The 24,274-nt window shown below is 42.6% G+C and carries 24 protein-coding genes; 9 read left to right on the forward strand and 15 right to left on the reverse strand.

All coding sequences use genetic code 11. The features are described from left to right. Positions 1 to 84: 84 nt before the first annotated feature. Complete coding sequence (locus B3R91_RS02685; RefSeq protein WP_193031594.1) at positions 85 to 888, reverse strand: acetyl-CoA carboxylase carboxyltransferase subunit alpha; 804 nt, start codon at positions 886 to 888, stop codon at positions 85 to 87. Between the two features lie 281 nt (positions 889 to 1,169). Then, on the reverse strand, positions 1,170 to 2,711 hold the full coding sequence (ppx, locus tag B3R91_RS02690) for an exopolyphosphatase (protein ID WP_144296774.1): 1,542 nt from the start codon (positions 2,709 to 2,711) through the stop codon (positions 1,170 to 1,172). Between the two features lie 426 nt (positions 2,712 to 3,137). Between ppx and B3R91_RS02695 the strand changes: the two genes are divergently transcribed. After that, on the forward strand, positions 3,138 to 3,563 hold the full coding sequence (locus tag B3R91_RS02695; RefSeq protein WP_286796398.1) for a DUF962 domain-containing protein: 426 nt from the start codon (positions 3,138 to 3,140) through the stop codon (positions 3,561 to 3,563). Positions 3,564 to 3,662: 99 nt separating this feature from the next. Here B3R91_RS02695 and B3R91_RS02700 read toward each other — a convergent pair whose 3' ends face one another. The 3 genes from B3R91_RS02700 to B3R91_RS02710 form a co-directional block, all read right to left on the reverse strand. Next, the gene (locus tag B3R91_RS02700) at positions 3,663 to 5,393 is read right to left on the reverse strand and encodes an AMP-binding protein (RefSeq protein WP_286796399.1); all 1,731 of its coding nucleotides are present in this window, start codon (positions 5,391 to 5,393) and stop codon (positions 3,663 to 3,665) included. Positions 5,394 to 5,659: 266 nt separating this feature from the next. Further along, complete coding sequence (hemL, locus tag B3R91_RS02705) at positions 5,660 to 6,961, reverse strand: glutamate-1-semialdehyde 2,1-aminomutase (RefSeq protein ID WP_286796400.1); 1,302 nt, start codon at positions 6,959 to 6,961, stop codon at positions 5,660 to 5,662. 76 nt (positions 6,962 to 7,037) lie between these two features. Further along, a complete protein-coding gene (locus tag B3R91_RS02710) occupies positions 7,038 to 7,391 on the reverse strand; it encodes a zinc ribbon domain-containing protein YjdM (protein ID WP_068405853.1) in 354 nt (117 codons plus the stop codon). 346 nt (positions 7,392 to 7,737) lie between these two features. On the opposite strand from B3R91_RS02710, the gene B3R91_RS02715 reads away from it, so the two are divergent. Together B3R91_RS02715 and B3R91_RS02720 are read left to right on the forward strand one after the other, a co-directional pair. Continuing rightward, positions 7,738 to 8,490 carry a YgfZ/GcvT domain-containing protein gene (locus B3R91_RS02715; protein WP_286796401.1) on the forward strand — a complete coding sequence of 251 codons (753 nt, stop codon included), beginning with the start codon at positions 7,738 to 7,740 and terminating at the stop codon, positions 8,488 to 8,490. Between the two features lie 69 nt (positions 8,491 to 8,559). Beyond that, positions 8,560 to 9,885: a D-amino acid dehydrogenase gene (locus tag B3R91_RS02720; RefSeq protein ID WP_286796402.1), complete on the forward strand. Its 1,326-nt coding sequence runs from the start codon at positions 8,560 to 8,562 to the stop codon at positions 9,883 to 9,885. A 70-nt stretch (positions 9,886 to 9,955) separates the two neighbouring features. Here B3R91_RS02720 and B3R91_RS02725 read toward each other — a convergent pair whose 3' ends face one another. Then, on the reverse strand, positions 9,956 to 12,166 hold the full coding sequence (locus tag B3R91_RS02725; protein WP_286796403.1) for a molybdopterin oxidoreductase family protein: 2,211 nt from the start codon (positions 12,164 to 12,166) through the stop codon (positions 9,956 to 9,958). A gap of 116 nt (positions 12,167 to 12,282) precedes the next feature. After that, on the reverse strand, positions 12,283 to 12,972 hold the full coding sequence (locus B3R91_RS02730) for a TetR/AcrR family transcriptional regulator (RefSeq protein WP_286796404.1): 690 nt from the start codon (positions 12,970 to 12,972) through the stop codon (positions 12,283 to 12,285). A 491-nt stretch (positions 12,973 to 13,463) separates the two neighbouring features. On the opposite strand from B3R91_RS02730, the gene B3R91_RS02735 reads away from it, so the two are divergent. After that, positions 13,464 to 13,667: a CsbD family protein gene (locus tag B3R91_RS02735; protein ID WP_068405819.1), complete on the forward strand. Its 204-nt coding sequence runs from the start codon at positions 13,464 to 13,466 to the stop codon at positions 13,665 to 13,667. Between the two features lie 1,002 nt (positions 13,668 to 14,669). Beyond that, the gene (locus tag B3R91_RS02740; RefSeq protein ID WP_286796405.1) at positions 14,670 to 14,936 is read left to right on the forward strand and encodes a hypothetical protein; all 267 of its coding nucleotides are present in this window, start codon (positions 14,670 to 14,672) and stop codon (positions 14,934 to 14,936) included. On the opposite strand, the gene B3R91_RS02745 is transcribed toward B3R91_RS02740, so the two are convergent. Together B3R91_RS02745 and B3R91_RS02750 are read right to left on the reverse strand one after the other, a co-directional pair. Further along, positions 14,923 to 15,447, reverse strand: coding sequence for an IS630 family transposase (locus tag B3R91_RS02745; RefSeq protein WP_165598608.1), 525 nt, complete (start codon positions 15,445 to 15,447; stop codon positions 14,923 to 14,925). The two genes, B3R91_RS02740 and B3R91_RS02745, sit on opposite strands and share 14 nt — an antisense overlap. Then, positions 15,422 to 15,748 carry an IS630 transposase-related protein gene (locus tag B3R91_RS02750; protein ID WP_349681527.1) on the reverse strand — a complete coding sequence of 109 codons (327 nt, stop codon included), beginning with the start codon at positions 15,746 to 15,748 and terminating at the stop codon, positions 15,422 to 15,424. Before B3R91_RS02750 ends, B3R91_RS02745 begins: the two co-directional genes overlap by 26 nt. Positions 15,749 to 16,133: 385 nt before the next feature. On the opposite strand from B3R91_RS02750, the gene B3R91_RS02755 reads away from it, so the two are divergent. The 3 genes from B3R91_RS02755 (at position 16,134) to B3R91_RS02765 (ending at position 17,434) form a co-directional block, all read left to right on the forward strand. Next, positions 16,134 to 16,265 (forward strand): hypothetical protein, encoded by a 132-nt coding sequence (locus tag B3R91_RS02755; protein WP_286796407.1) that lies wholly within the window; start codon positions 16,134 to 16,136, stop codon positions 16,263 to 16,265. 145 nt (positions 16,266 to 16,410) lie between these two features. After that, positions 16,411 to 16,749 (forward strand): hypothetical protein, encoded by a 339-nt coding sequence (locus B3R91_RS02760; protein ID WP_191692287.1) that lies wholly within the window; start codon positions 16,411 to 16,413, stop codon positions 16,747 to 16,749. Positions 16,750 to 17,062: 313 nt separating this feature from the next. Then, complete coding sequence (locus B3R91_RS02765; protein ID WP_198327976.1) at positions 17,063 to 17,434, forward strand: hypothetical protein; 372 nt, start codon at positions 17,063 to 17,065, stop codon at positions 17,432 to 17,434. A gap of 26 nt (positions 17,435 to 17,460) precedes the next feature. Here B3R91_RS02765 and B3R91_RS02770 read toward each other — a convergent pair whose 3' ends face one another. Further along, on the reverse strand, positions 17,461 to 17,772 hold the full coding sequence (locus tag B3R91_RS02770) for an NGG1p interacting factor NIF3 (RefSeq protein ID WP_286796408.1): 312 nt from the start codon (positions 17,770 to 17,772) through the stop codon (positions 17,461 to 17,463). Positions 17,773 to 17,822: 50 nt separating this feature from the next. Then, positions 17,823 to 18,470, reverse strand: coding sequence for a DNA-3-methyladenine glycosylase (locus B3R91_RS02775; RefSeq protein ID WP_286796409.1), 648 nt, complete (start codon positions 18,468 to 18,470; stop codon positions 17,823 to 17,825). Between the two features lie 221 nt (positions 18,471 to 18,691). Here B3R91_RS02775 and B3R91_RS02780 point away from each other — a divergent pair, with 221 nt between their 5' ends. Beyond that, positions 18,692 to 19,291, forward strand: a complete 600-nt coding sequence (locus B3R91_RS02780; protein ID WP_286796410.1) for a hypothetical protein — start codon at positions 18,692 to 18,694, stop codon at positions 19,289 to 19,291. Positions 19,292 to 19,403: 112 nt separating this feature from the next. On the opposite strand, the gene purC is transcribed toward B3R91_RS02780, so the two are convergent. From purC to B3R91_RS02800, 4 genes are all read right to left on the reverse strand, one after another. Further along, positions 19,404 to 20,117: a phosphoribosylaminoimidazolesuccinocarboxamide synthase gene (gene purC, locus B3R91_RS02785; RefSeq protein WP_102077796.1), complete on the reverse strand. Its 714-nt coding sequence runs from the start codon at positions 20,115 to 20,117 to the stop codon at positions 19,404 to 19,406. Between the two features lie 129 nt (positions 20,118 to 20,246). Beyond that, on the reverse strand, positions 20,247 to 20,567 hold the full coding sequence (locus B3R91_RS02790) for a hypothetical protein (RefSeq protein WP_286796411.1): 321 nt from the start codon (positions 20,565 to 20,567) through the stop codon (positions 20,247 to 20,249). 149 nt (positions 20,568 to 20,716) lie between these two features. After that, a complete protein-coding gene (dapA, locus tag B3R91_RS02795; RefSeq protein WP_068405840.1) occupies positions 20,717 to 21,622 on the reverse strand; it encodes a 4-hydroxy-tetrahydrodipicolinate synthase in 906 nt (301 codons plus the stop codon). 516 nt (positions 21,623 to 22,138) lie between these two features. After that, the gene (locus tag B3R91_RS02800; protein ID WP_286796412.1) at positions 22,139 to 23,593 is read right to left on the reverse strand and encodes a Do family serine endopeptidase; all 1,455 of its coding nucleotides are present in this window, start codon (positions 23,591 to 23,593) and stop codon (positions 22,139 to 22,141) included. Between the last annotated feature and the right edge of the window lie 681 nt (positions 23,594 to 24,274).

Raw genomic sequence — 24,274 nt, forward strand, 5'->3', positions numbered from 1 at the left:
CGTTTTTATTTTAACATTAAGCGCAAAGCGATGTCGTTAAAAGCTAAGTCTAAGTAACTTAGCAATATACTTTCATATAAATGCTTAGCAAGGCAACATCACTTCTGAGTTAAAGGACTTCAATTTCTCATAACGCAGCTCGCAGCGCTCATCCGCATCCATATCTTTAAGCTCATCTAATTGCTCAACAATTAATGCTTTTAGCGCCGTCATGACTGGCTGCGGCTGAAGATGAGCACCCTCGCCTTCATCGATAACTGCGTCAATTAGGCCCATTTGATAAAGGTTAATGGCATTCAGTTTTAATGCTTCACTGGCATCTTGGGCTTTTTCAGCAGTTTTCCACAGGATAGACGCACAGCCTTCAGGTGAAATGACTGAATAAATACTGTTTTGGAGCATATTTACTTTGTCGCCAACGCCAATTGCCAATGCGCCACCTGAGCCGCCTTCACCAATAATAGTGACGATAACAGGTACTTTAAGGCTAGAGAACACGGCGATACTTTCAGCAATGGCTTGCGCTTGGCCGCGCTCTTCAGCACCAATGCCGGGGTAGGCACCTTGGGTATCGACAAAGGTCATCACCGGAATATTAAAGCGCTCAGCCATTTTGACCAAACGAATGACTTTGCGATAACCCTCGGGGTTTGCCATGCCAAAATTATGTGCGATACGCTCACGCGTGCTACGACCACGATGCTGACCAATCACCATTACAGGCTGACCATCTAGGCGCGCAAGACCACCAAGAATAGCCTTGTCATCTGCATAAGCACGGTCGCCATGTAATTGATCAAATTCGGTAAACAGCTGATTGACATAGTCCATAAATAATGGACGTTTGGCATGCCGTGCAAGCTGAACGCTATCCCAGACGGTACTCATAGACGCTTCCCTTTCATAATTCTATATAATGTGGTGATGGTTAATAATGGCTGTGTTAGTTAATACTATTATTATCGACTCTCAAATAATGAAAGTACAGTTGTAAACTCAATAGAAGCTATAGTAGCACATCTTAAATCGCATGGCATTACTGACAACGCCGCTTTTGTTACGTTAATCCGTAGCACCATTATTATAATAGTAACGGCTTCGCATTAAGAATCAGTATTAAGAATCAGTACTAAGAGTCGGCATTAAGAAACAGTATGAGCAATCAGCCCTTATGCCTCAACCATACTTCCATCAACAACACTCAGCTTTACGCCCCATTTAGCAAACTGCTCAATCTCCGTATGCAAGTCTGACAATAAGAAAGTATAGTGCTCACTACTTTCACCAACGGTAATTTGCCAGCGGTTATTGTCAATCACTTTTAAACCCAGTTTTGGTAATTCATGCTCGCTACGGCTATGATGCGCAAGCACCGCCAAACGTAGCAGCAAACACAGATAAACCAGCGAATCGCCACCGATTATACAAGCCTGCTCTAACATATCCGCTTTGAGCTTACGGCGATGATTGAGCATCAGCTGCGCCATGCGTTTTTGATCGACCTGCGAAAACCCTGGAATATCAGAGTATTCAACCAAATAAGCACTGTGTTTATGATAGCCGCTATGCGCAATTGCTAAACCGATTTCATGTAATGACGCTGCTCGTCTAAGTAAATCACCATCTTCTGTACTAAGTCCAAGCTTTTCTTTGACTTGCTCAAATAAACTGCGGCTGGTTTTGACCACTTGTTTGGCTTGTTTTTTATCGCCAGAGTAGCGTTTAATCAGCGCAAGCACACTGCGGTCACGCACATCTTCGCTAGCAAAACGTCCAAGCATATCGTACATAACGCCTTCACGCAGCGCGCCATCTGAATACACCATGGTCTCAATGCCGAGCACTTTCATCACCGCTCGCAATACCGCAACGCCCGCTGGGAAAACCGCTTTACGGTGCTCTTTGACGCCTTCTAATTCAATGTCATCGACGTTGCCAATTTTAAGTAATAATTTTTCTAACTTTTTAACACCTTTATAGGTGATGCGTTCTTGTTCATCTGCCCAACCTTTTGACACAAGAACGTTGCGCACCGCTTTAATCGTCCCACTTGAGCCAACCACACTACTCCAGCCGGTTTTTTGGTAACGGCCGTTAATCGCAAGCACTTCTTTGCGCGCCGCTGAGATGGCATTATTAAAGGCTTCTTTAGTAATTAAGCCGTCCGCAAAATACTTTTGGGTAAAGGCGACGCAGCCCATTTGTAAGCTTTCGGTCAATAACGGATCGAACTCTTGACCGATGATAAACTCTGTCGAACCGCCGCCGATATCAATAACCAACCGCTTATCGCTACTGGCATTGGTATGCGAGACGCCCAAATAAATCAAACGCGCCTCTTCTCGTCCAGCGATAATCTCAATCGGTTTGGGCAAAATTTTATTGGCCCGAGTAATAAAGTCATTGGCGTTTTTTGCTTGGCGTAAGGCGTTGGTTGCTACCACGCGAATACGCTCGGGCGGCACCGAATCCAAACGTGCCACAAAGCGGCTTAAGCATTCAAGCCCGCGCTTTTCAGCCGCCGCGCCCAAGATATTATTCTCATCGAGTCCGGCAGCGAGCTGCACCTTTTCAGACATAGACACCACTTTTCGCACTTCACCGTGGTCGAGACGCGCAATCGCCAGATGAAAACTGTTGGAGCCGATATCAATAGCGGCCATCATTTCATCTTCAGCAAGTGGTGGATTTTTTAGGTAGTCTTTGGGCATAAGCGAGATTGTTACCGTATTAGATAAAGTGGTATTTAAAAGCTTTCAAGCTTTTAAAATAAAAAATATGAGCAAGTTTTGCCATTAAAGCATTTATGCCAAACGCTGGCAAGTCAGCGGCTACCATCGCTAAACACAGCTTGCAAAAACACCCAAATATCTAAGAAGGCTCAATTAAATACTGGCTAAACAATGATTAAATCAGAACCTTAAAGTCAGTCTCTAACGCTTGTCTTAATACCATCGGTTTGCTACATTGAAAATGCGTTAGAATCTCATAATTAGCCGGTATATTGTAATAGATAACAACTACTTACTTATATTATAAACATTGGTTATATAAGCTCATTACATAAAGCAGCGACCAATTTTGCGATTGAATACTCATCTTTATTTAAAACAACTAATTTGCAAGGAAGCAAAACCATGAATCAAACTACTACCCAAACCTTACAAAACAAAGCTGCCCAAACTGAAAATGCCGATACTCATATTAATAAACAAAGTAATGGCAAGCTTATCAAGGTAGCAGACCTAGCCAAACATAAATTTTATGATTTTTATCTAAATGAGCATCAAAATATGGCTTGCCGCCGTTTGCATTTCGCGGGTAGTAGCTTTGGCTTATTAGGCTTAGCAAAGTCTGTCAAAAATCGCTCAGCCAAACCGCTGCTTAAAGGCATCGCTGCGGGATATGCTTGCGCGTGGGTCGGGCATTTTTTCTTTGAGAAAAACAAACCTGCTACTTTTAAATACCCATTACAAAGTTTTGCTGGTGATATTCGTATGTTCACCGATGTGCTCCGCGGTAATTTGAGCTTAAAAGACCGTAAGTTCGATAAAGCGCGTTAAATTTATTGATAATAAACAGAAAAAACAAAAACTGGGCCAGTTTAAGACGCTAGCCCAGTTTTTTATGTTGTTATCAAAAATCTATTATTTAGCAGCTATTTAGCGTAAAGACTTACGAAGTATTTTACCTACAGCGGTTTTTGGTAACTCATCGATAAAATCGTAAGCTTGCGGACGCTTATAACCGGTCAAACGCTCTTTGGCAAACGCCGCCAATTCCTCAGCCGTTAAGCTGGAATCTCTTTTAACCACAAACGCTTTTGGCACTTCGCCACTGTGCGCATCTTCAATGCCAACGACAGCCACCTCGAGCACTTTAGGATGTTCCGTCAGCGCCGCTTCCACTTCATTTGGATATACATTGAAACCCGAAACCAAAATCATATCCTTTTTACGATCAATCAATGTCAAAAAGCCATTTTCATCTAACATGCCGATGTCACCGGACTTAAAGTACCCATCATCGGTAAAGGTCTCTGTATTATCCAAACCCCAATAACCCTGCATCACTTGTGGCCCTTTAATACCCACTTCGCCGGGCACGCCAACAGCGCAGGCGGCTCCTTGCTCATCAATGATTTTGATATCCATCATGGCTAAAGGTAATCCGACGCTGCCATTAAAGCTATCTATGCCCGGTGGATTAAAAGAGATAACCGGCGACGTTTCTGACATGCCATAACCCTCATTAATAATCATGCCTGTAGCGCGCTGCCATCGGTCAGATACCGCTTTGATAATCGCGGTGCCGCCACCGATAGATAGTGCCAGCCGACTAAAATCAAGCTCGGTAAACTTTGGATGATGGAGCATGCCGTTAAATAACGTATTGACCGAAGGAATCACATGCGGCTGATGTTGTTCAATGCTATTTACTAAGCCATCGATATCGCGCGGATTGGTGATCAATATATCTTCCCAGCCGCCATAAATACCCAGTAAACCACAAACCGTGAAGGAGAAAATATGATAGAGCGGTAAAGGGTTAAGTATCTTGATTTGCTCGCTGCGACCTGCTTCGACAACGCTGCCAAACATTGCATAACACTGGCAAATATTAGCCATCAAATTATAATGAGTAAGCATCGCGCCTTTTGGCTTACCCGTTGTGCCGCCCGTATACTGGAGTAACGCCAAGTCTTCGCGCGTGATGGTCGGTGGCTGAAACTGATCTGCATGGTACGCTTGCATAATATGAGCAAAGCTCACATAACGTTCTTGATGAGATTTTGCAACTGTAAGCTCATTTTCACCGTCATTTTCGGTTGAACAATGAATACTGTTAAGGATAGCAATATCATTATCGATAAGCTCAGCACTCGGATTGATAGAACAATGTACGACTAAAGACAGTTGCGCTTTAACCTCATCATCCAATTTATCGAAAGCTGCCGACATACCATCGAGAATCACCAATCCACACGCTTGAGAGTCTGTCAGCTGATGGGCCAACTCATACTGGGTATACATCGGATTGACATTTACCAATACTACCCCTGCGCGCAGACAACCAAGCAGCACCACCGCATATTGCAATATATTTGGCAATTGCACCGCAACACGGTCGCCCTTTTGAATGCTTTGTGCTTGTAAAAAAGCAGCAAAGCGGCGACTTGCAACATCTAACTGAGCAAAATTTAAGGTGGCAGCGCCCATGCTAAAAGCAATAGCGCTACTGTGCTGATCAATTTTTGGTTGTAATAAATCAAGCAGGTTGTCCTTACCGTTTAACACATCCAAATTATTTTCCAAGCCATATTGCTCGTAAGCCCGCTGCCATAATGGCGGAACACGGCTACTTAGTGCATTATTTTCAAAGCTATTATCCATCAAATTGCATCCTTGCTAAAACGTGATTGGTGCTCTCAGAATAGCACAACTTAGTCGTTGTATTATAGGTTCTAGAACAAGGATACTTTTAGGTTATAGATTATTTTCAAGCCTAAAAAACTTCCACCATTTATTAAAAATTCGTTTTATTAATACGCAGGGACAAAAAAACCAGCACGATAATCCTGCTGGTTTTTATGTTGCAGATATAAATTCTAAAGAACATTAAACTTTAAATTTTAGACAAGTAATTTTAACCAAATGATTTACGCTTTTGCCATTTCTGCAAAAATCTCATCAGCGGCTTTAATAGACGCTTCAATGTCTGCATCACTATGCTTGATCGACATAAAGCCTGCTTCATAGGCAGATGGCGCAAGATAAATACCGCGCTCTAACATGCCATGAAAAAAGGTATTAAACACATCCATATCGCATTCTGTCACGTCATCAAAGTTTTGCGGTACGTTTGTCGTCTTGTCTTTAACAAAGAACATGCCAAACATGCCGCCCAATTTATTGGTGCGCAGATTGATACCATGCTTATCTGCCGCCGCTTGGATACCATCAATAAGCTGGTCTACTTTCGCAGATAATTCGGCGTAAAAACCATCAACGGTTAAATCTTCAAACATCGCAATACCAGCGCGCATGGCCAGCGGGTTACCTGATAACGTACCCGCTTGATAAACGCCGCCAAGTGGTGCAATACAGGACATCACTTCTTTTTTACCACCAAAAGCACCAACCGGTAAACCGGCACCGATGATTTTACCAAAGCAAGTCAAATCAGGGTCAATGCCAAAATGCGCTTGCGCGCCGCCAAGTCCGACGCGAAAACCGGTCATTACTTCATCAAAAATCAATACTGCGCCATTGGCGGTACATTCTGCGCGCAAAGTATCATGGAATTCTTGCGTCGGAATGACCATATTCATGTTGCCAGCGATTGGTTCGACAATCACGCAAGCAATCTCACTACCCCATTTTGCAAAGCACTCTTTAATCGCTTGCGGGTCATTATAAGGAATGGTAATCGTATGCTTAGCAAAATCCGCTGGCACGCCTTTTGATGTTGGTTCGCCAATATCTAGCATCCCTGAACCCGCTTTTACCAGTAAGCTGTCGGAATGACCATGGTAGCAGCCTTCAAATTTGACGATTTTGTCACGCTCAGTAAAGCCACGCGCCAAACGAATCGCGCTCATGGTCGCTTCTGTACCTGAGCTTGTCATGCGAATCATCTCAACACTTGGGACGATGTCGCAAATCTTATCGGCCACGGTGGTTTCAAATGGCGTTGGTGTACCAAAGCTCAAACCATCATCAGCGGCTTTTTTAACCGCATCAATGACTTTTGGATGCGCATGACCCAAAATCATCGGCCCCCAAGAGCCGACATAATCGATATAAGCATTGTCTTCGGTGTCATAAATTTTGCTGCCGTTAGCACGGTGCATAAAAATAGGCGTACCACCAACGCCAGCAAAGGCGCGAACCGGTGAGTTTACGCCGCCAGGAATATGTTTGCGGGCTTGCGCAAAAAGTTGTTCATTTTTAGTGCTCATAATTAGTCTCTACTTATTTTTTTGGTGTTATTTTATTAACGATAGCTTAATTAACAATCACTTAATTAACAAAAACTTAAGCTTTTTTAACCACTGACGATTTGAGCTTCATCGGTCCAAAACCATCGAGTTTACAGTCGATATCATGACCGTCAGAGGCATCTGGCAACAGACGAATCCCTTTTGCTTTGGTGCCGACTTTGATAATGGTTGATGATCCTTTGACCTTTAAGTCTTTAATCACGGTGACGGTATCGCCATCTTGCAGCTCGTTACCGACCGCATCACGAATGACCGCATCTTGCGCTTCAGCCTGCGCCGCATCGGTTTCAGCCGCGGTCCACTCATGAGCACACATAGGACATACCAGTAACGCACCATCTTCGTACGTATATTCAGCATCGCATTTTGGGCAATTGGGTAAGCTCATAATTTCCTCGTCAGCCGTGATAAATTGGGTGTATTCTAACGCTAACATTGTACCGTAACTCGCCAGCTTTCACCAATCGCTCCGCTTGTAAACACAGAACTGTGACTAATTGATACATTCGTTTATCCCTTAACGCGGACGTTTTTTATCACGTGGTTTTTTGTGGTACTCTGCTGTAACCAAATTTGATTTGATCACCATTTGTCTTTAGGTACTAAAAAGATGGTAAAAACTTAAATAACGACTTTTTCGCATTATTTTAACAGTAAGTCTTATAACGACTTTAATCACTCAGTATTAACCCTAATATCTGAGGCTATAGCGACTCATAAATAGGACAATAATAATGACTCAATCAACATTGCCACAATTTGTTCAACTAACCATTCAAGGTGAAGATGCCGCAAAGTTCTTACAAGGGCAGCTAACCTCTGATGTCACTAAGCTTGGGCTTAGCTATCAAGCAACGGCGCTTAGCAATTTAAAAGGTCGTATCGATTTTGGCCTTTGGATTAAAAAACAAGACGAAAAGCATTTTGATGTAGTCATCAGTGCCGATTGCGCTGAGGCTTTGCAAGCGCATCTTAAAAAGTTTGGCGCCTTTTCAAAGTTTGATACCAGTACACCAACGCCCATTTATCCTTGCGTACTCGATGGAGAGCCAACCTTTAGTCATAAAGACGAGCATAATACTATCGATGACACTCAAGCGTGGATGCAGGCGAGTCTTGCAGCGGGTAATTATTGGATAGTCGCGGACACACGAGGCGAGTTTCAGCCGCAAGAGCTGCGCCTACATCAGCGCGGCGGTATGGACTACGATAAAGGCTGCTACCTCGGTCAAGAAGTCATTGCCCGTATTTACTTTAAAGCGGCACCAAAAGCGTTTTTACATTATGTCAGCGGCACAGGTGAGGTTCCAGCCGCAGGTGATAAACTAGAGAAAATTCAGGTGGTCAATGCCATTGCTGATGATGATATTAATGCTAATGGCTTTAAGGCATTGGTTGTTGCCCGCCCAGAGCATTTAGCCGATAGTGAGCTTACGATATTAGATTTACCACCAGCACTACAAGCAGATGCCGCCCGTCAAAAATAACGTGAAACGTTTGGTAGTCCATTTGGTATTTTAAAAAGCATTTTTACTAAAAACGTAGCAGAGCAATTTATGACCCATATTGCGGTACTCGGAGCAGGTGTGGTGGGCGTGACCAGCGCTTGGTATCTTCGGCAAGCAGGCTACGATGTGACCGTCATTGAGCGCGAATCTGCTGCCGGTATGCAAACCTCATTTGCCAATGGTGGGCAGATATCCGTCTCGCACGCAACCCCTTGGGCAAATCCGAGCACACCAATGAAAGCGCTTAAATGGTTGTTTCGTGAAGATGCACCGCTGCTCTACCGCTTGCGAGCTGATAAAGCGCAGTTGAAATGGGCAATGCAGTTCTTACAAGAATGCCGCGCAGAACAAGCCGATGCCAATTTGGTACAGATGGTGCGTTTGGGCTTGTACTCACGCGAAGCATTGCAGCAGCTGCGTGCTGATATTGGTATTGATTACGAGCAGCAAACGCGCGGTATCATGCATTTTTATACCAACCAAGCTGAGTTTGATGCTGCCATCGCGCCAACCGAGCGTATGCAAGAGCTCGGCTGTGAGCGTTATGTGATAGATATTAATAATGCTATTAGCCTTGAGCCTGCGCTTTACCCTATCGCGCATAAGCTCAAAGGCGCCACTTACACCAGCCGTGACGAATCAGGTAATGCGCATGTATTTACCCAGCGTTTGGCGCAGCGCTGCATCGATGCTGGCGTGAAATTTTTATACGATACCGACATTTTGACGTTAAATACTGACGCCCATTCTGCTCGCCCGCACGTGCATAGTATGACCATTCGTCCCAAGGGCGAAAACGCACAGACTTTTAGCGCTGACGATTATGTACTGGCACTTGGCAGCTATAGCGTATTGCTCATGAAACCGCTCAATATCCATCTGCCGATTTTCCCTGCCAAAGGGTATTCAGCCACTTATCAAGTCAATCCGCGTGCGCCACATTTAGCACCTTTCGTCAGCCTTATTGATGATGAGTTTAAATTAGTCACCTCGCGCCTTGGTGACAAATTACGCGTCGCAGGTACGGCGGAATTTAACGGCTATAATATGGATTTAAATAGCACGCGCTGTGCAGCCATTACCCGTCGCGTACAGCAGTTATTTCCCAAAGGTATCATTGCCAATTCTGTGCAATATTGGACAGGACTGCGCCCAATGACGCCATCAAATGTACCATTAATAGGACGCGCACATCATGGTCAAGTCCGTCATGGTAGTGTCAATACAAACGCCAGCTTTGATAATTTGTGGCTAAATACCGGACATGGCACGCTTGGTTGGACCCATGCTTGCGGTTCGGCAAAGGCGCTCAGTTTATTGATACAAGGTGAAACGCCGCAAGTAGACTTTGATTTTATAGGTTTAGGAACTTAAAATTAAAAACGTAAAAAAGGCACTTTTTTAAGTGCCTTTTTAAATTAAAGACTTTTATTTTAGAGCTATTTTATGCAGCGCTTCCTGATTTAATATCACCATTAACCTCAGTATCAACAGTTTCCAAATCAACCACCTCTAGCGCGATTGCTTCTAATTGTACAGGTACGCCATTGACCGCCGCATTACCACTTAGCTGGTCGATTAAGGTATCGTCCGTCAAGTCATTAACACTGACACCGGCATGCGCTTGCGCAATCTTTTGCTGCACACCTTTACGCCCATGACCCCAACCATGAGGAATACTGACTACGCCAGGCATTAGCTCATCGGTGACTTCTGCTACGATCGTCACACTACCAACACGCGAGGTCACTTTTACTTCCTGTCCATCCTTAATACCATATTCTTTCGCTGTTTCAGGATGCAGCATCAGCGTACAGCGTGGCTTGCCTTTTACCAAGCGATAGCTATTATGCAGCCATGAATTGTTACTGCGTACATGACGACGACCGATAAGTAAAGTCTGTTTGTCATCGTAATCCTGCATCATCGTTTGCACGCGCGCCAAATCGGCTTGATAAAAATCGATATTAAGATGAATTTGCTTATCTTTATGCTTTATTGCTTGCGGTAGCATTCTTTTGAGCGTGCCTAAATCCAGTCCATGCGGTTTTTTCTTGAGTTTATTTAGATTCATGCTAGCATAAGGTCCACGTCTCAAGCCTTGATCAAGCAAAAATTTTGGTCCTAAAGTCTTAACCAATCGGCGCTCAATTTTGGTCGTAAGCGGCGCTTTTTTATCGAGGCGTTTTGCTAATTCCAAATAGATTTGCCAATCATGTTTGGCACTTTTTTTCTTAGCAAACAACGCTGGAGAGTATTTAGCGACATTATGTACAGCAAAATTATTAAAGGTAACGTCATAATGGTCACGCTCTAGCGGCGAGACGGGTGGCAAGATAATATTGGCATGCCGGCTGGTTGCTGTGACAAAGTAATCAATTGCGACCATAAAGTCCAAATTGGCAAAGGCTTTATCTAACTTTTCACCATTTGGCGTACTGAGGACAGGGTTGCCTGCAACGGTCATAAAGCCTTTTAATTGACCCTCGCCTGTTACCAGCATCTCGTCACCCATCGCTACGACAGGATAATCACCATTGAAATCAGGCAAATTACTCACGCGGCTATGACGTTTACCTAAATAACCTGGGCCGGAGTTATTGACCACATCGAGCGCAGGATTGGGGAACATGAGGCCGCCCACTTCATCCAAACGTCCGGTGACGATATTAATCACCATAATCAAATACTGGCTTAATAAGCCAAATTCTTGCACCGATACGCCCATGCGCCCATAGCAGACGGCGCTTTCGGCTTCGCAAAACTCTTTGACCAGTCTTTTAATCTCATTTGCGGCAATGCCAGTAATATCAGCAACTAACTCTGCGCTATAGTCTTTAGCGAAATCTGCCAAGCGCGCAATCTCTGGCGCAAGCGCCGCCGCTCTATTATTAGTCCGTGCTTTGTCCGCGTAACCTTGGTCATAGATTTCATTGAGCATAGCAAGCAAAAATAAAACATCGGTTGCTGGACGGATAAAATGATGCTCGCTTGCAATGTCAGCAGTTTCGGTACGTCTTGGATCAATCACTACTACTTTGCCATCGCGGGCTTTGATGTCTTTTAGCTTTTGGCGCATATTTGGCGCGGTCATAATACTGCCGTTAGATGCCAGCGGATTGCCACCAATGATGAGCATATATCGGGTGCGATTGACGTCAGGCACGGGGATACGCAGCATATGCCCAAACAGGTGCATGCTGACGATATGGTGCGGTAATTGATCGACCGAGGTTGCAGAAAAACGACTGCGGGTCTTGATACTGCTTAATAGATGCTTAATGGTCAGCATGCCGCCCATATTATGGACGTTGGGATTGCCTAAATAAACACCAAAAGCATTTTGGCCATGTTTCTTTTGTACTGACTGAATACCCGCAGCTACTTTATCAAGCGCCTCATCCCAGCTGACTGTTTTCCAACCGTTAGCCGTCCTCTCAATTGGATGACGCAGGCGATCTGGGTCTTCATGTAAATCTTGTAAGGCAGTTGCTTTTGGGCAAATATAACCTTTAGAAAATGGGTCATTTTTATCGCCTTTAATCGATAATACTTTTGCTCCATCGTGCTTTACTTCAATACCGCACATCGCTTCGCACAGATTGCAGGTTCTAAAATGTGTTTGCTCATTCGTCTTGGTTTGTTTACTGCTCATGGTCACGCTCCCTGTGATCGTTACTATCGCTTTCGCTAACTAAATTCCGTTTTATGATATGAATAGATTCGTTAGTTTTAAAAATTTTGCGAGCTCAGCATTCATTAATTTGCTCACTAGCTACTTATTACTTGCTCATTATTGATAAAAAATCCACCAAAAAGCCCATCAAAGTTTTTGCACAACATCGCAATTGCTTGCTGCTGTGAATAACGTCCTTGATGACAGCCTAATATCAACTCATGAACTTGCGCGCTCGCACTATCAACGCAGAGATAAACTTCAAACGTCTCAAAAGAACACTCGGCTGACTGTAATTCTTGGATGAATATCTTTGTCCATTCCTCGCGTATGTCGGTAAACAAACTTCCCAAACCTTTATCTTCTATTCGCAAATCAAAGCGCAGACTGTCTTCGAGTAACCGTTGGAATAACCTAATATTTTGAAAGGCAGCTGTAAAAATTAGCGTCAAGCAATGCTGACAGCGCTGATTGAACGCCGCCCTAGACAGCGTTGGATAATCACCAAGCATATCTGCCCACGCCTTACGCATCAGTGATAAATAATTGTCTTTTAATTGCCTACTCAACTCACTTTGTAGCGCCTCTACGCTGTCAAAATGATTATAAAAACTTGGCTGAGCGATTCCCGCCCCTTTAGCGATTTTGTTCATACTCATGCCGCAAGCGCCTTCCAAGCTATAAAGCTGCAGCGCACTTTTTAATAAGGCACGACAGGTTTTGGCTTTTGCCAGCTCACGCTTCGTATCTAATCTTGTGGCGTTTACGGTATTAAGTGGACTCACTGTTATTCTGTCCTAATTGTCTAAGGCTTATGATTTCAGCTATAAGCTTATAGTTATTTAAATAACAAGTCTATAATCAGGGGCGTAAAAGATTAGATTTTCCATTAATAGTTTTAGAAGTAGGATTGATAAAGACATAAAAAAGGACAACGCACTATATAGGTAGAGATTTGGCTGCTGGTTTTCTTTACGTATCGCTCTGACAAAGTGCCCTGTCTATTACACAACTATGCCCTCCATAACATAGCAAGAGCAATGACCATAATTAAGCAACACTACAAACATTGCTCATACAGACACGGCGGTCTGAAATTCATATATTGGTATCACAAGTTGGCCACGGGCTAGCTGTAAAGTACTTAAAACAGTACGAGATAAACAAGAACAATCATAAATAATAACTTGCTCCTAAAGCACTTTACGGTTTATAGCGTTAGAATTTTTAAACTATTTACCTTAAAGATTTGATAACTAAAATAAGGATTATAATAATGAACGAACATACGCTAAAAGGTGATTGGAAACAGATGAAGGGTACGGTCAAGCAGAAGTGGGCTGACCTAACTGATGATGATTTACTACATATCGAAGGTAGCCGTGATAAGCTCGTGGGTAAAGTCCAAGAGCGTTATGGTCACAGTAAAGATGACGCTGAGCGCGAAGTAGATGCATGGCGCGTTGAAAACAAATACTAATTTGTCTTATAAGAATTTTCTTACATATAGATTTTTATAAGCTGTTTATTGAGAAAGGTCACATTGATTTAATGTGGCCTTTTTTATCGTCTATGCTTTTTTATCGTCTATGCTTTTTTATTGTCTATAAGTAACTACTCATCATATTGGCTTATAGATTTTAACGATAAAAATATGAGGTCGTTATCATTTGGGATAACGGGTATGATAAAAGTTTTCTAAGGAATACACGTTCTGAGAAAATCTGAATGGAGAATTCTTAACACCCAGACACGATAAAACCGCATAGCAATTAATTGTTATGCGGTTTTATTGTTAACCATCCTTGTTACCCATCACCACTCTAATCGCTGCATCCTTGCAAGATATTGAGTATATTGTGATAGCCGGGCATCCTGCCCATTTGTTCTGACTACTACTGGCATTAGATGCCTGCAGCACGGGTCATGTGTCCTTATTCCAATTGCCTTTATCATCCTGATGCTAGCGATTGAACTATTATCCTTAATACGGTTAACTCAATCCTTGAGTCACATTCCCTTATGCCGTGTGTGTATAGTGTCAAATTATGCATCACGTGTTAAGTCGCGTAAGCGTCATTGCATGTAAGCATATGCTTACGTCGATTTTAAGATAGCCAATATCTCAATCTAAGTTATTGATAAATTTGAAATAATTTTTACGTATATCTTTAATTGTTTCGTACTCCCTATATTAGTCATTAAAAGTGTTAGCGATATTGAACAAATTTAGAAACGCCCTAGTCACCTAAAGTGTCGAATGTTTACGCAACTATTTGCAAAATTTACAACTTATTAACATCAAAGACATGGAAAGATGATTTTTAAGTCTTACTATGTGTATGTAAGAAAATATTTCAATATTAAGAAACAAATATTGGCTTTGCAGGCTTATAAGCTACCAATCACCTATTGTTAAAAGTATCCCTGTTAAATAATCGTTCCTTATTCAGATCATCGGTACTCCAAAGGAGATTTTATTGTGAAAACTCTATCCGCTTTCTCATTTAAGACCGCAATATCTGCTGGTTTAGCGCTGACTTTGTTAGGAACGGTGGCTGGTTGTGCCGTTGTTGATCGAGGTTATGGAAATTACCCAATATATGGTGGTAACAGCAATTACGGCAATGCTGACTATAAACGCGTTAGCCAGACTCTAAGCAATAATCTACGCCGTCAAGGCTATCAAGTCATGGACATCCGCTCTGATAACTATCGTGGCAACCATGCTATAGTCAGCTCAAAATAAAATTGTTATGGTTAGGACAAACATCATAAAACAATTTGGATAAGTCGTTTTCCATCCAGCCTTGGCGTAGAAACTTCACCTGAGCCCATTTCTTTTCGATAGGGTTCAGATCAGGGCTGTACGGCGGCAACCATAAAATACGATGACCATGCCTATTCAGTAGCTTTTGAATACGCTTACTCTTATGAAATCTGGCATTATCCATCACAATCACGCATTTGGTTTTAAGACTTGGGATTAGCTTGTGTTTGCACCAGTGATAGAAGACGATGCTGTTGATGTTGTGCTTAAAGTAATCTAGGGCAAACAGCATCTTTTCATATAGAGCACCGATAACGTTGGTTCGCCTTTTACCTTGCCAGTTGTAGCTATCGATACAAGGCTCACCAATCGGTGCATAGCCATGAGAGCGAATGGTCTCGTGCTCAAAGCCGCTTTCGTCCATATATACAATGGGGTAGCCTTGCTGCTTAAAGTGCTCAAGCTTATTCTGATATATCGCTCTTTTGATCGGACAGGCTTTTGGATGTTCTAAAGTCTTTTTTTTGACTGATGCCTAGACGCTTTAGGGCATGATGAATGCCTGTTTTACTACAGTTTAGACGACGTGCTCGCTCATACTGGTAATCATCAGGATGTTCTTTGACATCATTAAGTAGCACATCATCTGGTATTTTATAGGGTTTGGTTTGCCTGGTTGTTTTACTATGAACACGCCGCTTCCAGTTTTGTATGGTGGTTGGGCTCAGATTATAAAACTCAGCTGCCTCGGCAAAGGTCATACCATCATCTATACTTTTAAGAACTTGCATACGAAAATCTAGTGAGTAAGTCATGGTCTTTATAATAACAATTGAATTTGATAGTTAGTTTATAACACTTTTAGGTGGGATTGACTATATTACTGCCATCGCTAGAAAGAACAATCAAACCTACGAGCTTAAATATAGCTATCCAGACTTAAGACTCATCAGCTCAAACAAAAGAGGTTCCTCTAATGTTTGGCAAGATGATAGAAACGATAAAGACCGTTACGACAAAGATGATTATAAAAAAGACAAGTATAAAAATCATGGCAAATATAAAAACAATAAGCGCTATAAAGACGATGGTATCGAAAACAGTATCAAACGAGATTCTCGTTACCCAGCCATTAAGCAGCGCGCTGTCAACAAAGTAAGATCAATGGGATACCGTGTGGAAGACATTGAATTTGAAGAAAAGAACGGTCGCGGTGTGTTTGAGATTGAAGCCAAACGCGGCTCACAAGAATATGAGATTTTACTTGGCTATCCAAACTTGAATGTGATTAAGATTAAAAAAGACTAATCTTTAAACAGTCCATTTTTATACGTTAGCTTTTCTTATGCAACGTTATTGTGGTAGTGCAACATTAAGATCAGTAATTAAATACCAGTAATCGCCACATTACTGATAAGTAATAGGAATTAATAAGATAATAGGAATATTTATTATGAAGATATTAAGCTTCTCAACTTTAAAAACCGCTTTTTCTGCTGGTATTGTGCTTGCTTTATTGGGCACTACCTTTGGTTGTACCGTCACGCCAAGACATGATGGTCAAAGAGTTTATTACCCAAACGGTCCGTATCAGGGTAACGGCAAGTATAACAATAATGGTCGTTATAATAATGGCGGCCATAAAGTCAATCATGCTCACCACGATAGCAAAAAAGGCAAACATAAGAATAAAAACGGTCATCACAAAAATAAAAACGGTAAGCATAAAAAAGATAATAGCCGCTACAACAATAATGGTCGCTATAATAATAACCATTATCGCTACAAGTAACTTAACCTCTCAACAATTTATAGAAATAGCGCATAGCGCCTAATGGCTAGGCGTTTGGGTTTTTGGGTCTGTGCTCTCGTTATTTGACGACGTTTGACAAAATTTAGCTATTTTAGATGAGTACGATTCAATTAAGAACACGCCTTGTACGTACAGATAAGATTTTGGCATCGTTGATGACTTGATGCCCTTGGTCAAATAAGCCAGCCCTTGGTTTAGTTGACCATTTTTTTATTGTGTCGTTTTTAACATAGAACCTTGCTTATATAGACGAGCTACCAATACCTTTAATAGCATAGCATGAGAGAATATTATGAAAAAATATACGTTATTAAAAACCACGGCGGCGAGCAGTATGATTGCCGCGTTACTGTCCATAACGACTGGCTGCGTCACCGCGCCCGGCTACAATGCTTATGGTGACCTTTATGAAGACATTTACAAAGATACTAAAATCTATAAGAAACACAAGAAAACCATCAAGTCTATTGATAAAGAACTTTATCAGCCTGCTATCGAGCAGCGCGCGGCCAATCAGGTTAGCAATATGGGTTATCGGGTCAAAGACGTCAGATATAAAAAAGGCGACAGTAAAATAAAAGTAAAAGCTCGCCGCGGCAGTAAAGACTATAAAATCGAGCTTGATTATCCAAGCTACAACGTGATTAAAATCAAAGAAGACTGATAATTTCTGATAATAAATTCAAGATCTTAAAAATCCAATACTTGAATCACATCATAGGCAGGCGTTTCATAAGGATGCGCCTGCTTTAATGCTTCAATCACTGGCTTAATATACGCGTCGGCTACCACCATCTCCACGCACCATTCTTCGACCGTTTCAAGTGTATCCTGCGTGCCAATATGCGGCTGACTGCCTGCTAACGGCATAAACTGCCCTGTTCCTTTAACTTGCCAACAGCACTGCTCATAATCACCAATTTTTCCAGCACCAGCCGTAAATAAGGCAGTCTTTACTTGCTCTAGCGCTTCATTGGGAATAAAAACTGTCAATTTATACATTGCTTACCCCTTTCATGCTCTTTAAAAAATTAGTAACAACTCTAGATTGGCTATTTTTTGGACAGTGAAGGATGGTCGGTCCAAACATAGCGCAGTAACCAATCTTTCGCCGTGCCCGCATAATCAATGCCAATACGTGGGCGCAGCGATACTGGCGGCTGACAGCCGTCGTCTTCGACCCAAAGCCCTGACGCAGGCATGATAGGCGCACCATATAACTCGCGGTCAATTTGCAGCCGTTTGGTTAGCTTGCCAGGACCTGCAAATTGCTTGGGATCGGTTAGCTGTTTATCTGCGCTCAGTAATTGCTCGTCGATTAAGCGCGCGCTATCGTCTGTCAAAAACCCTGCGCGTATTAATACCGCTTCTGGCGACTCTGCCGTTCCGCTGACCAAATTGAGCATATGATGGATACCATAAGTCAGATAGACATAGAACACCCCACCCTCGCTATACATAATTTCGGTACGCGGCGTGCGCGTGCCAGCATGGGCATGACAAGCGGCATCACCTTCGCCAATATAGGCTTCGGTCTCTGAGATGCGCATCCGTAGGGTTTTTTTCTTACCATCACTATCGATTAGCTGTCGGCATAAAACTTTGCCAATTAAATCTGCCGCTACCACGCAGGTCGGGCGGACAAACCAGCTAGGTTCTAAAACCGTGGATTGAGTATCAGGTAATTTGGACGATAACATCAAGGGCGACCTTTTTTATAACGGCATTTATATCAACGATATAAATTTAGCATAAAAAACTACGTAAGGCGGCTAAGCGTTAGACCTTATTACCTATTGCAACTGTTGCTATACAGACAGTTAACTCATTCTAATAGTAAGCTTAAAACTCGCCAACCAATTTTAAAGTTAAAAAACTAAAAACATCCAACACTAAAAAATACAATCAAAAGGATATAACAATGACTAACTCTAATACTAACAATGATAAGCAGCAAAATAACGATAGCAATAAAAATGCTAGCGAAAAAGATACGAATAAAAACGCAGCGATGAAAGATAACAACACTAATAATGGTAATAATGCTTCTAAAGGCAACGCTACTAACGATTCAAAGGACAACGCCTCAAAAGATAGTCAGTCTAAGACAGACGATAACAGTAAGAACGACAAGCAAAATAGTCAGTCACAAAGTAAAAACAGCAAAGACGATAAGTCATCTAATCAAGACAATACTAATGACAAAAAAGATGATAAAACGTCGGACAAGAACGATAGTAAAGATAGCGATAATGATAAATCGTCTGATAAAAACAATAGCGGTGCCAAAAAAGACGATCAATCAGACGCTAAAAACGACAGTAAAAATGGTGACGATTCTGACAAGAAGGATAAAGATAGTAAAGATGATGACTCTAAATCTAGCGAAGATAAAGAATCTTCTTTAAAGGACACTGCTACCACTAAAGCTAAAGAAGTCGTTGGCACATTAGCAGACAAAGCTGCCGATGCGATGGAGATGGCAGCGAAGAAAATCAAAGAAGCGCGTAAAGACAAATAACATAGCAGTTTTTAACATAGCAATCTTTAACATAACCGTTTTTAAAGTGCTTATTCCCATAAAAAAACTGAGCTCAAGGCTCAGTTTTTTATTCTTTAAATACTTTATATTTCTAGTTTAACGGCACACCGATACGTTTTGCTACTTCTTCATAGCCTTCAATCACATCACCCAATGATTGGCGGAAGCGGTCTTTATCGAGCTTTTTCTTGGTCGCTTTATCCCAGATACGGCAGCCATCAGGCGAGAACTCATCACCTAAAACGATACGATCATGGAATACGCCAAATTCAAGTTTAAAATCTACCAGTATTAAATCGCCAGCATCAAACAGCTGTTTTAATACTTCGTTTACTTGGTGGCTGAGCTCTTTCATTTTCGCCAATTGAGCTTCAGTTGCCCAATCAAGCGAGATAGAGATGGACTCATTGACCATCGGATCGCCAAGCGCATCGTCTTTATAAAACAGCTCATAGGTAGGCGGCGTCAAAGCTTGACCTTCCTCTAAACCTAGGCGACGTACCAAACTGCCCGCGGCAAAATTACGCACGACGCATTCAACTGGAATCATGTCTAAACGCTTGACCAACACTTCATCGTCTGACAACTGCTTTTCAAAATGGGTTTCGATACCAGCGTCAGCCAGTTTTTGCATGATAAAAGCGTTAAAGCGGTTATTCACCACGCCTTTACGAGCGAGCTGTTCGATACGCTTACCATCGAGTGCGGAGGTATCGTCGCGGAAGTGTAAAATCAGCAGATCATGGTCTTCTGTTTCATAAACAGACTTGGCTTTGCCTTTATAGAGCAGTTGTTGCTTTTGCATGAGGGAGTTCCTGTTCGTTCAAGCTTATGTGGTAAAAACGCGCAGTGACCGCCAAGCGCTTTGTATTAAGGTATAAAATGCTTAACCATAATAAAAGACCAGCGGTATAGATAGGGATGAAAAAGGGGTTTATTCTGCTGCTTGGGACGCAGCAACTGTACGCTGAGGTCTTGGCAGCTGGTATTGTTTACCCGACTCATTTTCTAGTTTCAAGGTATTAGCACCGGCATTAGGCGTTGGGTATAACGGCACAAATGGCGCTGTTTCTTGCGCCGCTGGCAATTCTAATGGTGCCAGTTTTTTGCTTTGCTGATACTCAAGGCTACCATTATCGCGCTTACCAAACAGACCTTTTGTCGCTTGGCAGCCGCTCAACACTAACGTACTACCCAAAACCACGGTCATTAGCATCGGGAATATTTTTGCAGGGTTTGATGATACTGTCATCATATTATCTCTCTGAGTTAGCAGTTATTGCTTATTTGGTGCGTATGTAGGCAAAGCGTTTATAGTTTTACTTACTATGTCTAAAACTTTTTACTTAATAGTCAAAGCTTATAGAGCCACTATAAGCGGTATGTTTATTAAATTATAAAAACCTAAAGTAAATTTGCACGGATTAGAGCTTCATCAATGGTCGCATGGTGCTTTTCAGCCAACCATACCAACGGCAAACGAATACCGGTATCTATCATGCCCATTTTATGCAGCGCATATTTAACAGGAATAGGGCTTGATTCGATAAATAAGTCACGGTGTAAGTGCTTAACCACGTCATGAACTTTATGAGCGGCATCAAAATCTCCACGCAGGCCGGCGCTAAAAGTCTCACTCATAGCTTTTGGTGCCACGTTAGCCGTCACCGAAATATTGCCTTTACCGCCAAACTGCATCAGCTCAAGAGCTGTACTATCGTCACCAGATAACACCACCATTCTGTCGCCAACGGATCTGATCAGTTGCTCACCGCGAACAGCCGAACCTGTGGCGTCTTTAATAGCAACGATATTGTCAATATCAGCGAGGCGTTCAACGGTCTCTTGGGCGATATCTACAACGGTACGTCCCGGTACGTTATAAAGCATTTGCGGAATTTTTACCGCTTCAGCGATGGCCTTATAATGCTGAAACAAGCCTTCTTGTGGCGGCTTATTATAATAAGGCGCGACCAATAACGCACAATCAGCACCTGCTTCAGCGGCATCTTGGGTTAGTTTAATGGCTTCCATCGTATTGTTGGCACCAGTTCCTGCAATGACAGGCACGCGACCTTTGACATGCTGAACAAAGTAGCGAATCACATCACTGTGCTCTTGCATGGACAAAGTCGCTGACTCGCCAGTGGTACCGACAGCGACCAAGCAATGCGTACCTTGCTCAATCTGCCAATCTATGAGGTCTGCCAGACGTTTATAATCGACCGTGCCGTCAGGATGCATGGGCGTTACCAAGGCTACCATTGAGCCTTGTAGTCGGGTTTTAATATCGTCGTATGCTGTACTCATAACCGTGCCTGTATATCCTAGCTTTTATTAAAGCTATCACATGATAAGTCGTTTGCAAGTGTGCCTATCTGCTCTATGGAGCTGAACGTTTGGTTTGGTAAAATAACGTCAGGGCAAGACCTTGCGTGATGTTCATACTGTGTATTCATTTTACTAACGTGATTAACGCTATTTAGCTGCTGCCACTTGATTGGCTGAGAGCCATAAAAACGCCTGCTAGTGTAGCATATTTTGCCTTCATCGCTATCAAACAATTCATGCTTAACACTTCTATAAAGCGAAAAATTTGCAATCTATCATAATGCTAAGCGCGATGTTATTTGGCTTAAAAAATAAGCCTGAAAACTAAATAGTTAGTGTAACGTAACTGCTTAGTGTAGCGTAACTAGTTAGTAGCAATAAAACCTTTTTAGGTATTTTAACGAATCGTCAACATAGCAATGGTCGGACGATATGTATTACTGTCAATAAAGACAGCCGATTCATAACGCTGCTAATCACGCACGCTATCCTTTGCTATTCAATGCGCAAACCAATAATACCTGGGATGCCCTGACGGACTATCTCAATCGTCACCACCCCTTTTTCGGGTAATGACCCCACGGCGCTAGAAAAATCATTGACCGTTTTAATCGGTTTTTGGTGCAAATTGGTGATGACGTCGCCTGCCAGTATGCCCGAGCGTGCCGCGAGTCCCGTCGGCTCAATAGCGGTGACCAACACGCCGGTCTTATTATCAGCAGCCAGCTCTATTTGCTCCTCCGGCGTTAAATTGCGCAGCGCCAGTCCCAAGCTGATGCCGTTGGCTTGCTGTGCGCCGGTTTGCAATTGCATAGCATTGGAAGCATTACTAAGCTTGCCCGTTATGATAGCTTGTTTACCGTCGCGCTGAATGTGAACGCGAAAGATATCGTCAGGCCGCGCCCGATTAATCAGGTTTAATAAATCGGAAGCTTCCATAATTAGAACATCATTGTATTTTAAAATAATATCGCCTGGCTTTAGCCCCGCTTTTTGCGCCGGTGAGTCTGGTGAAACGCGCGTCAATAATGCCCCTTGCGGACGCGCTAAATTATAAGCTTCGGCTAAATTCCGGTCGATATCCTGCGGAAAAATACCCAGATAGGCGCGCGCGACCTCACCGTTATCTTTTAGCTGCTCATAAATATCCATCGCTGCATCAATCGGGATAGAGAATGACAGACCCATATAGCCGCCCGTGCCACTAAAAATACGCGAGTTGATACCAATCACTTCACCGCGCTGATTAAATAGTGGACCGCCAGAGTTACCCGGGTTTAATGCCACGTCAGTTTGGATAAAGGGTACACTGGTTTCACGGGAAAAATTACGCGATTTGGCGCTCACAATACCCGCTGATGCTGAATAATCAAAACCAAAGGGCGAGCCAATCGCCAATACCGGCTCCCCTACTTTTAGCGCGTTAGAATCGCCGATTGGCAAGGCGGGGAATTGACGCCCCGTCACCTTGAGCACCGCCACATCTGAGCGCTCATCACTGCCCACCAATTTGGCATCAAGCTCGCTTCTGTCATTGAGTGTCACAGTAATTTTGTCCGCACCTGCCACCACATGATGATTGGTTAGCATATAACCATCACGGGTGACAAAAAATGCGGTGCCATAGGCATGTTCAATCGCGGGCGTCGCTGCTTGGTCAGGAATATGTAAGCGATCACCAAAGAACTTACGTAATAGCTCGGCGGTTTGGGCTTTAGCAAGCTCCGCCTCACTGACAGTTTTGGTGACGTTTACCCGCGCAACCGCTGGCGTGACTTGCTGTACCAAGCCCGAAAAATCTGCGGTGGTAACGGCCGCTTGGGCAGTTGGCACGGTCGCGATATTGATACCTGCCGCCATAGTAGTGGCTACCGCTATAGCCAACGCGCTCTGCTGTAACCAACGGCTCAAATCGGCTGTATTCGACGTTTTAGACATATTTTTAGGCATGTTACCCTCCATATAATGGGTCTTTATAATTGTTATAAACGGTTTGAATAGGACCGTTATGAATAATAATTCTGGCGTCTTATTTATACATTATGCTGATAATCGCTCAGTTTACTTTTTCGCTAACCTCTAAAGCTAACATTTAAAAACTGATTTTTATATTGGTCTTTGCATTGCTGGCTGAGAGATTCTACCGCTTGCTTTTGTTATCTGCGTTCAGCATAAACTTTGGGAAATGCAAACTTACAAAGAAGAATGCTTGTTAGTTTACCGTCCATTTTCGACTTATGGTATAAAACTTTATCTTTTCTATCATAAAGATAACCTTATTGCTAACATGCCAGCACTACTCCCTTTAATAAGCGTTCTTAGCTGAGAATCAAGTGGCGCAAAGATTGCTCTAGAATACGTCAAATAAAACCATGTTATGATAACAAGCCCAATAATTTATATGACAAACAAAAGTTAATTTTTGTAGGTCGTTATTTTAGCAAATCGGCAATCATCAGCTTATTTTTCATCTTTTGCTTTTTAGATTCTGCTTAGGGATCTAAAAAGCTTTTGTCTTTACGACGATATCGTACTGATAGCCAACCTCACTTGTGCTTTGATTACTTGTACTTTGTTGATAGTGTGGTTGATGCTTTTATTAACAAGCGCTAGATTTAGCGCTCAGCGGTG

The organism is Psychrobacter sp. UBA6291, assembly GCF_002439405.1.
In the GTDB taxonomy this organism is placed as follows: Bacteria; Pseudomonadota; Gammaproteobacteria; order Pseudomonadales; family Moraxellaceae; genus Psychrobacter; species Psychrobacter faecalis.

Bases quoted from the DNA above. Each gene is read 5' to 3' on its own strand.
- B3R91_RS02685 (WP_193031594.1), bottom strand. From the start codon at position 888: ATGAGTACCGTCTGGGATAGCGTTCAGCTTGCACGGCATGCCAAACGT.
- ppx (WP_144296774.1), bottom strand. From the start codon at position 2,711: ATGCCCAAAGACTACCTAAAAAATCCACCACTTGCTGAAGATGAAATG.
- B3R91_RS02695 (WP_286796398.1), top strand. From the start codon at position 3,138: ATGAATCAAACTACTACCCAAACCTTACAAAACAAAGCTGCCCAAACT.
- B3R91_RS02700 (WP_286796399.1), bottom strand. From the start codon at position 5,393: ATGGATAATAGCTTTGAAAATAATGCACTAAGTAGCCGTGTTCCGCCA.
- hemL (WP_286796400.1), bottom strand. From the start codon at position 6,961: ATGAGCACTAAAAATGAACAACTTTTTGCGCAAGCCCGCAAACATATT.
- B3R91_RS02710 (WP_068405853.1), bottom strand. From the start codon at position 7,391: ATGAGCTTACCCAATTGCCCAAAATGCGATGCTGAATATACGTACGAA.
- B3R91_RS02715 (WP_286796401.1), top strand. From the start codon at position 7,738: ATGACTCAATCAACATTGCCACAATTTGTTCAACTAACCATTCAAGGT.
- B3R91_RS02720 (WP_286796402.1), top strand. From the start codon at position 8,560: ATGACCCATATTGCGGTACTCGGAGCAGGTGTGGTGGGCGTGACCAGC.
- B3R91_RS02725 (WP_286796403.1), bottom strand. From the start codon at position 12,166: ATGAGCAGTAAACAAACCAAGACGAATGAGCAAACACATTTTAGAACC.
- B3R91_RS02735 (WP_068405819.1), top strand. From the start codon at position 13,464: ATGAACGAACATACGCTAAAAGGTGATTGGAAACAGATGAAGGGTACG.
- B3R91_RS02750 (WP_349681527.1), bottom strand. From the start codon at position 15,748: ATGCAAGTTCTTAAAAGTATAGATGATGGTATGACCTTTGCCGAGGCA.
- B3R91_RS02760 (WP_191692287.1), top strand. From the start codon at position 16,411: ATGAAGATATTAAGCTTCTCAACTTTAAAAACCGCTTTTTCTGCTGGT.
- B3R91_RS02765 (WP_198327976.1), top strand. From the start codon at position 17,063: ATGAAAAAATATACGTTATTAAAAACCACGGCGGCGAGCAGTATGATT.
- B3R91_RS02770 (WP_286796408.1), bottom strand. From the start codon at position 17,772: ATGTATAAATTGACAGTTTTTATTCCCAATGAAGCGCTAGAGCAAGTA.
- B3R91_RS02775 (WP_286796409.1), bottom strand. From the start codon at position 18,470: ATGTTATCGTCCAAATTACCTGATACTCAATCCACGGTTTTAGAACCT.
- B3R91_RS02780 (WP_286796410.1), top strand. From the start codon at position 18,692: ATGACTAACTCTAATACTAACAATGATAAGCAGCAAAATAACGATAGC.
- purC (WP_102077796.1), bottom strand. From the start codon at position 20,117: ATGCAAAAGCAACAACTGCTCTATAAAGGCAAAGCCAAGTCTGTTTAT.
- B3R91_RS02790 (WP_286796411.1), bottom strand. From the start codon at position 20,567: ATGATGACAGTATCATCAAACCCTGCAAAAATATTCCCGATGCTAATG.
- dapA (WP_068405840.1), bottom strand. From the start codon at position 21,622: ATGAGTACAGCATACGACGATATTAAAACCCGACTACAAGGCTCAATG.
- B3R91_RS02800 (WP_286796412.1), bottom strand. From the start codon at position 23,593: ATGCCTAAAAATATGTCTAAAACGTCGAATACAGCCGATTTGAGCCGT.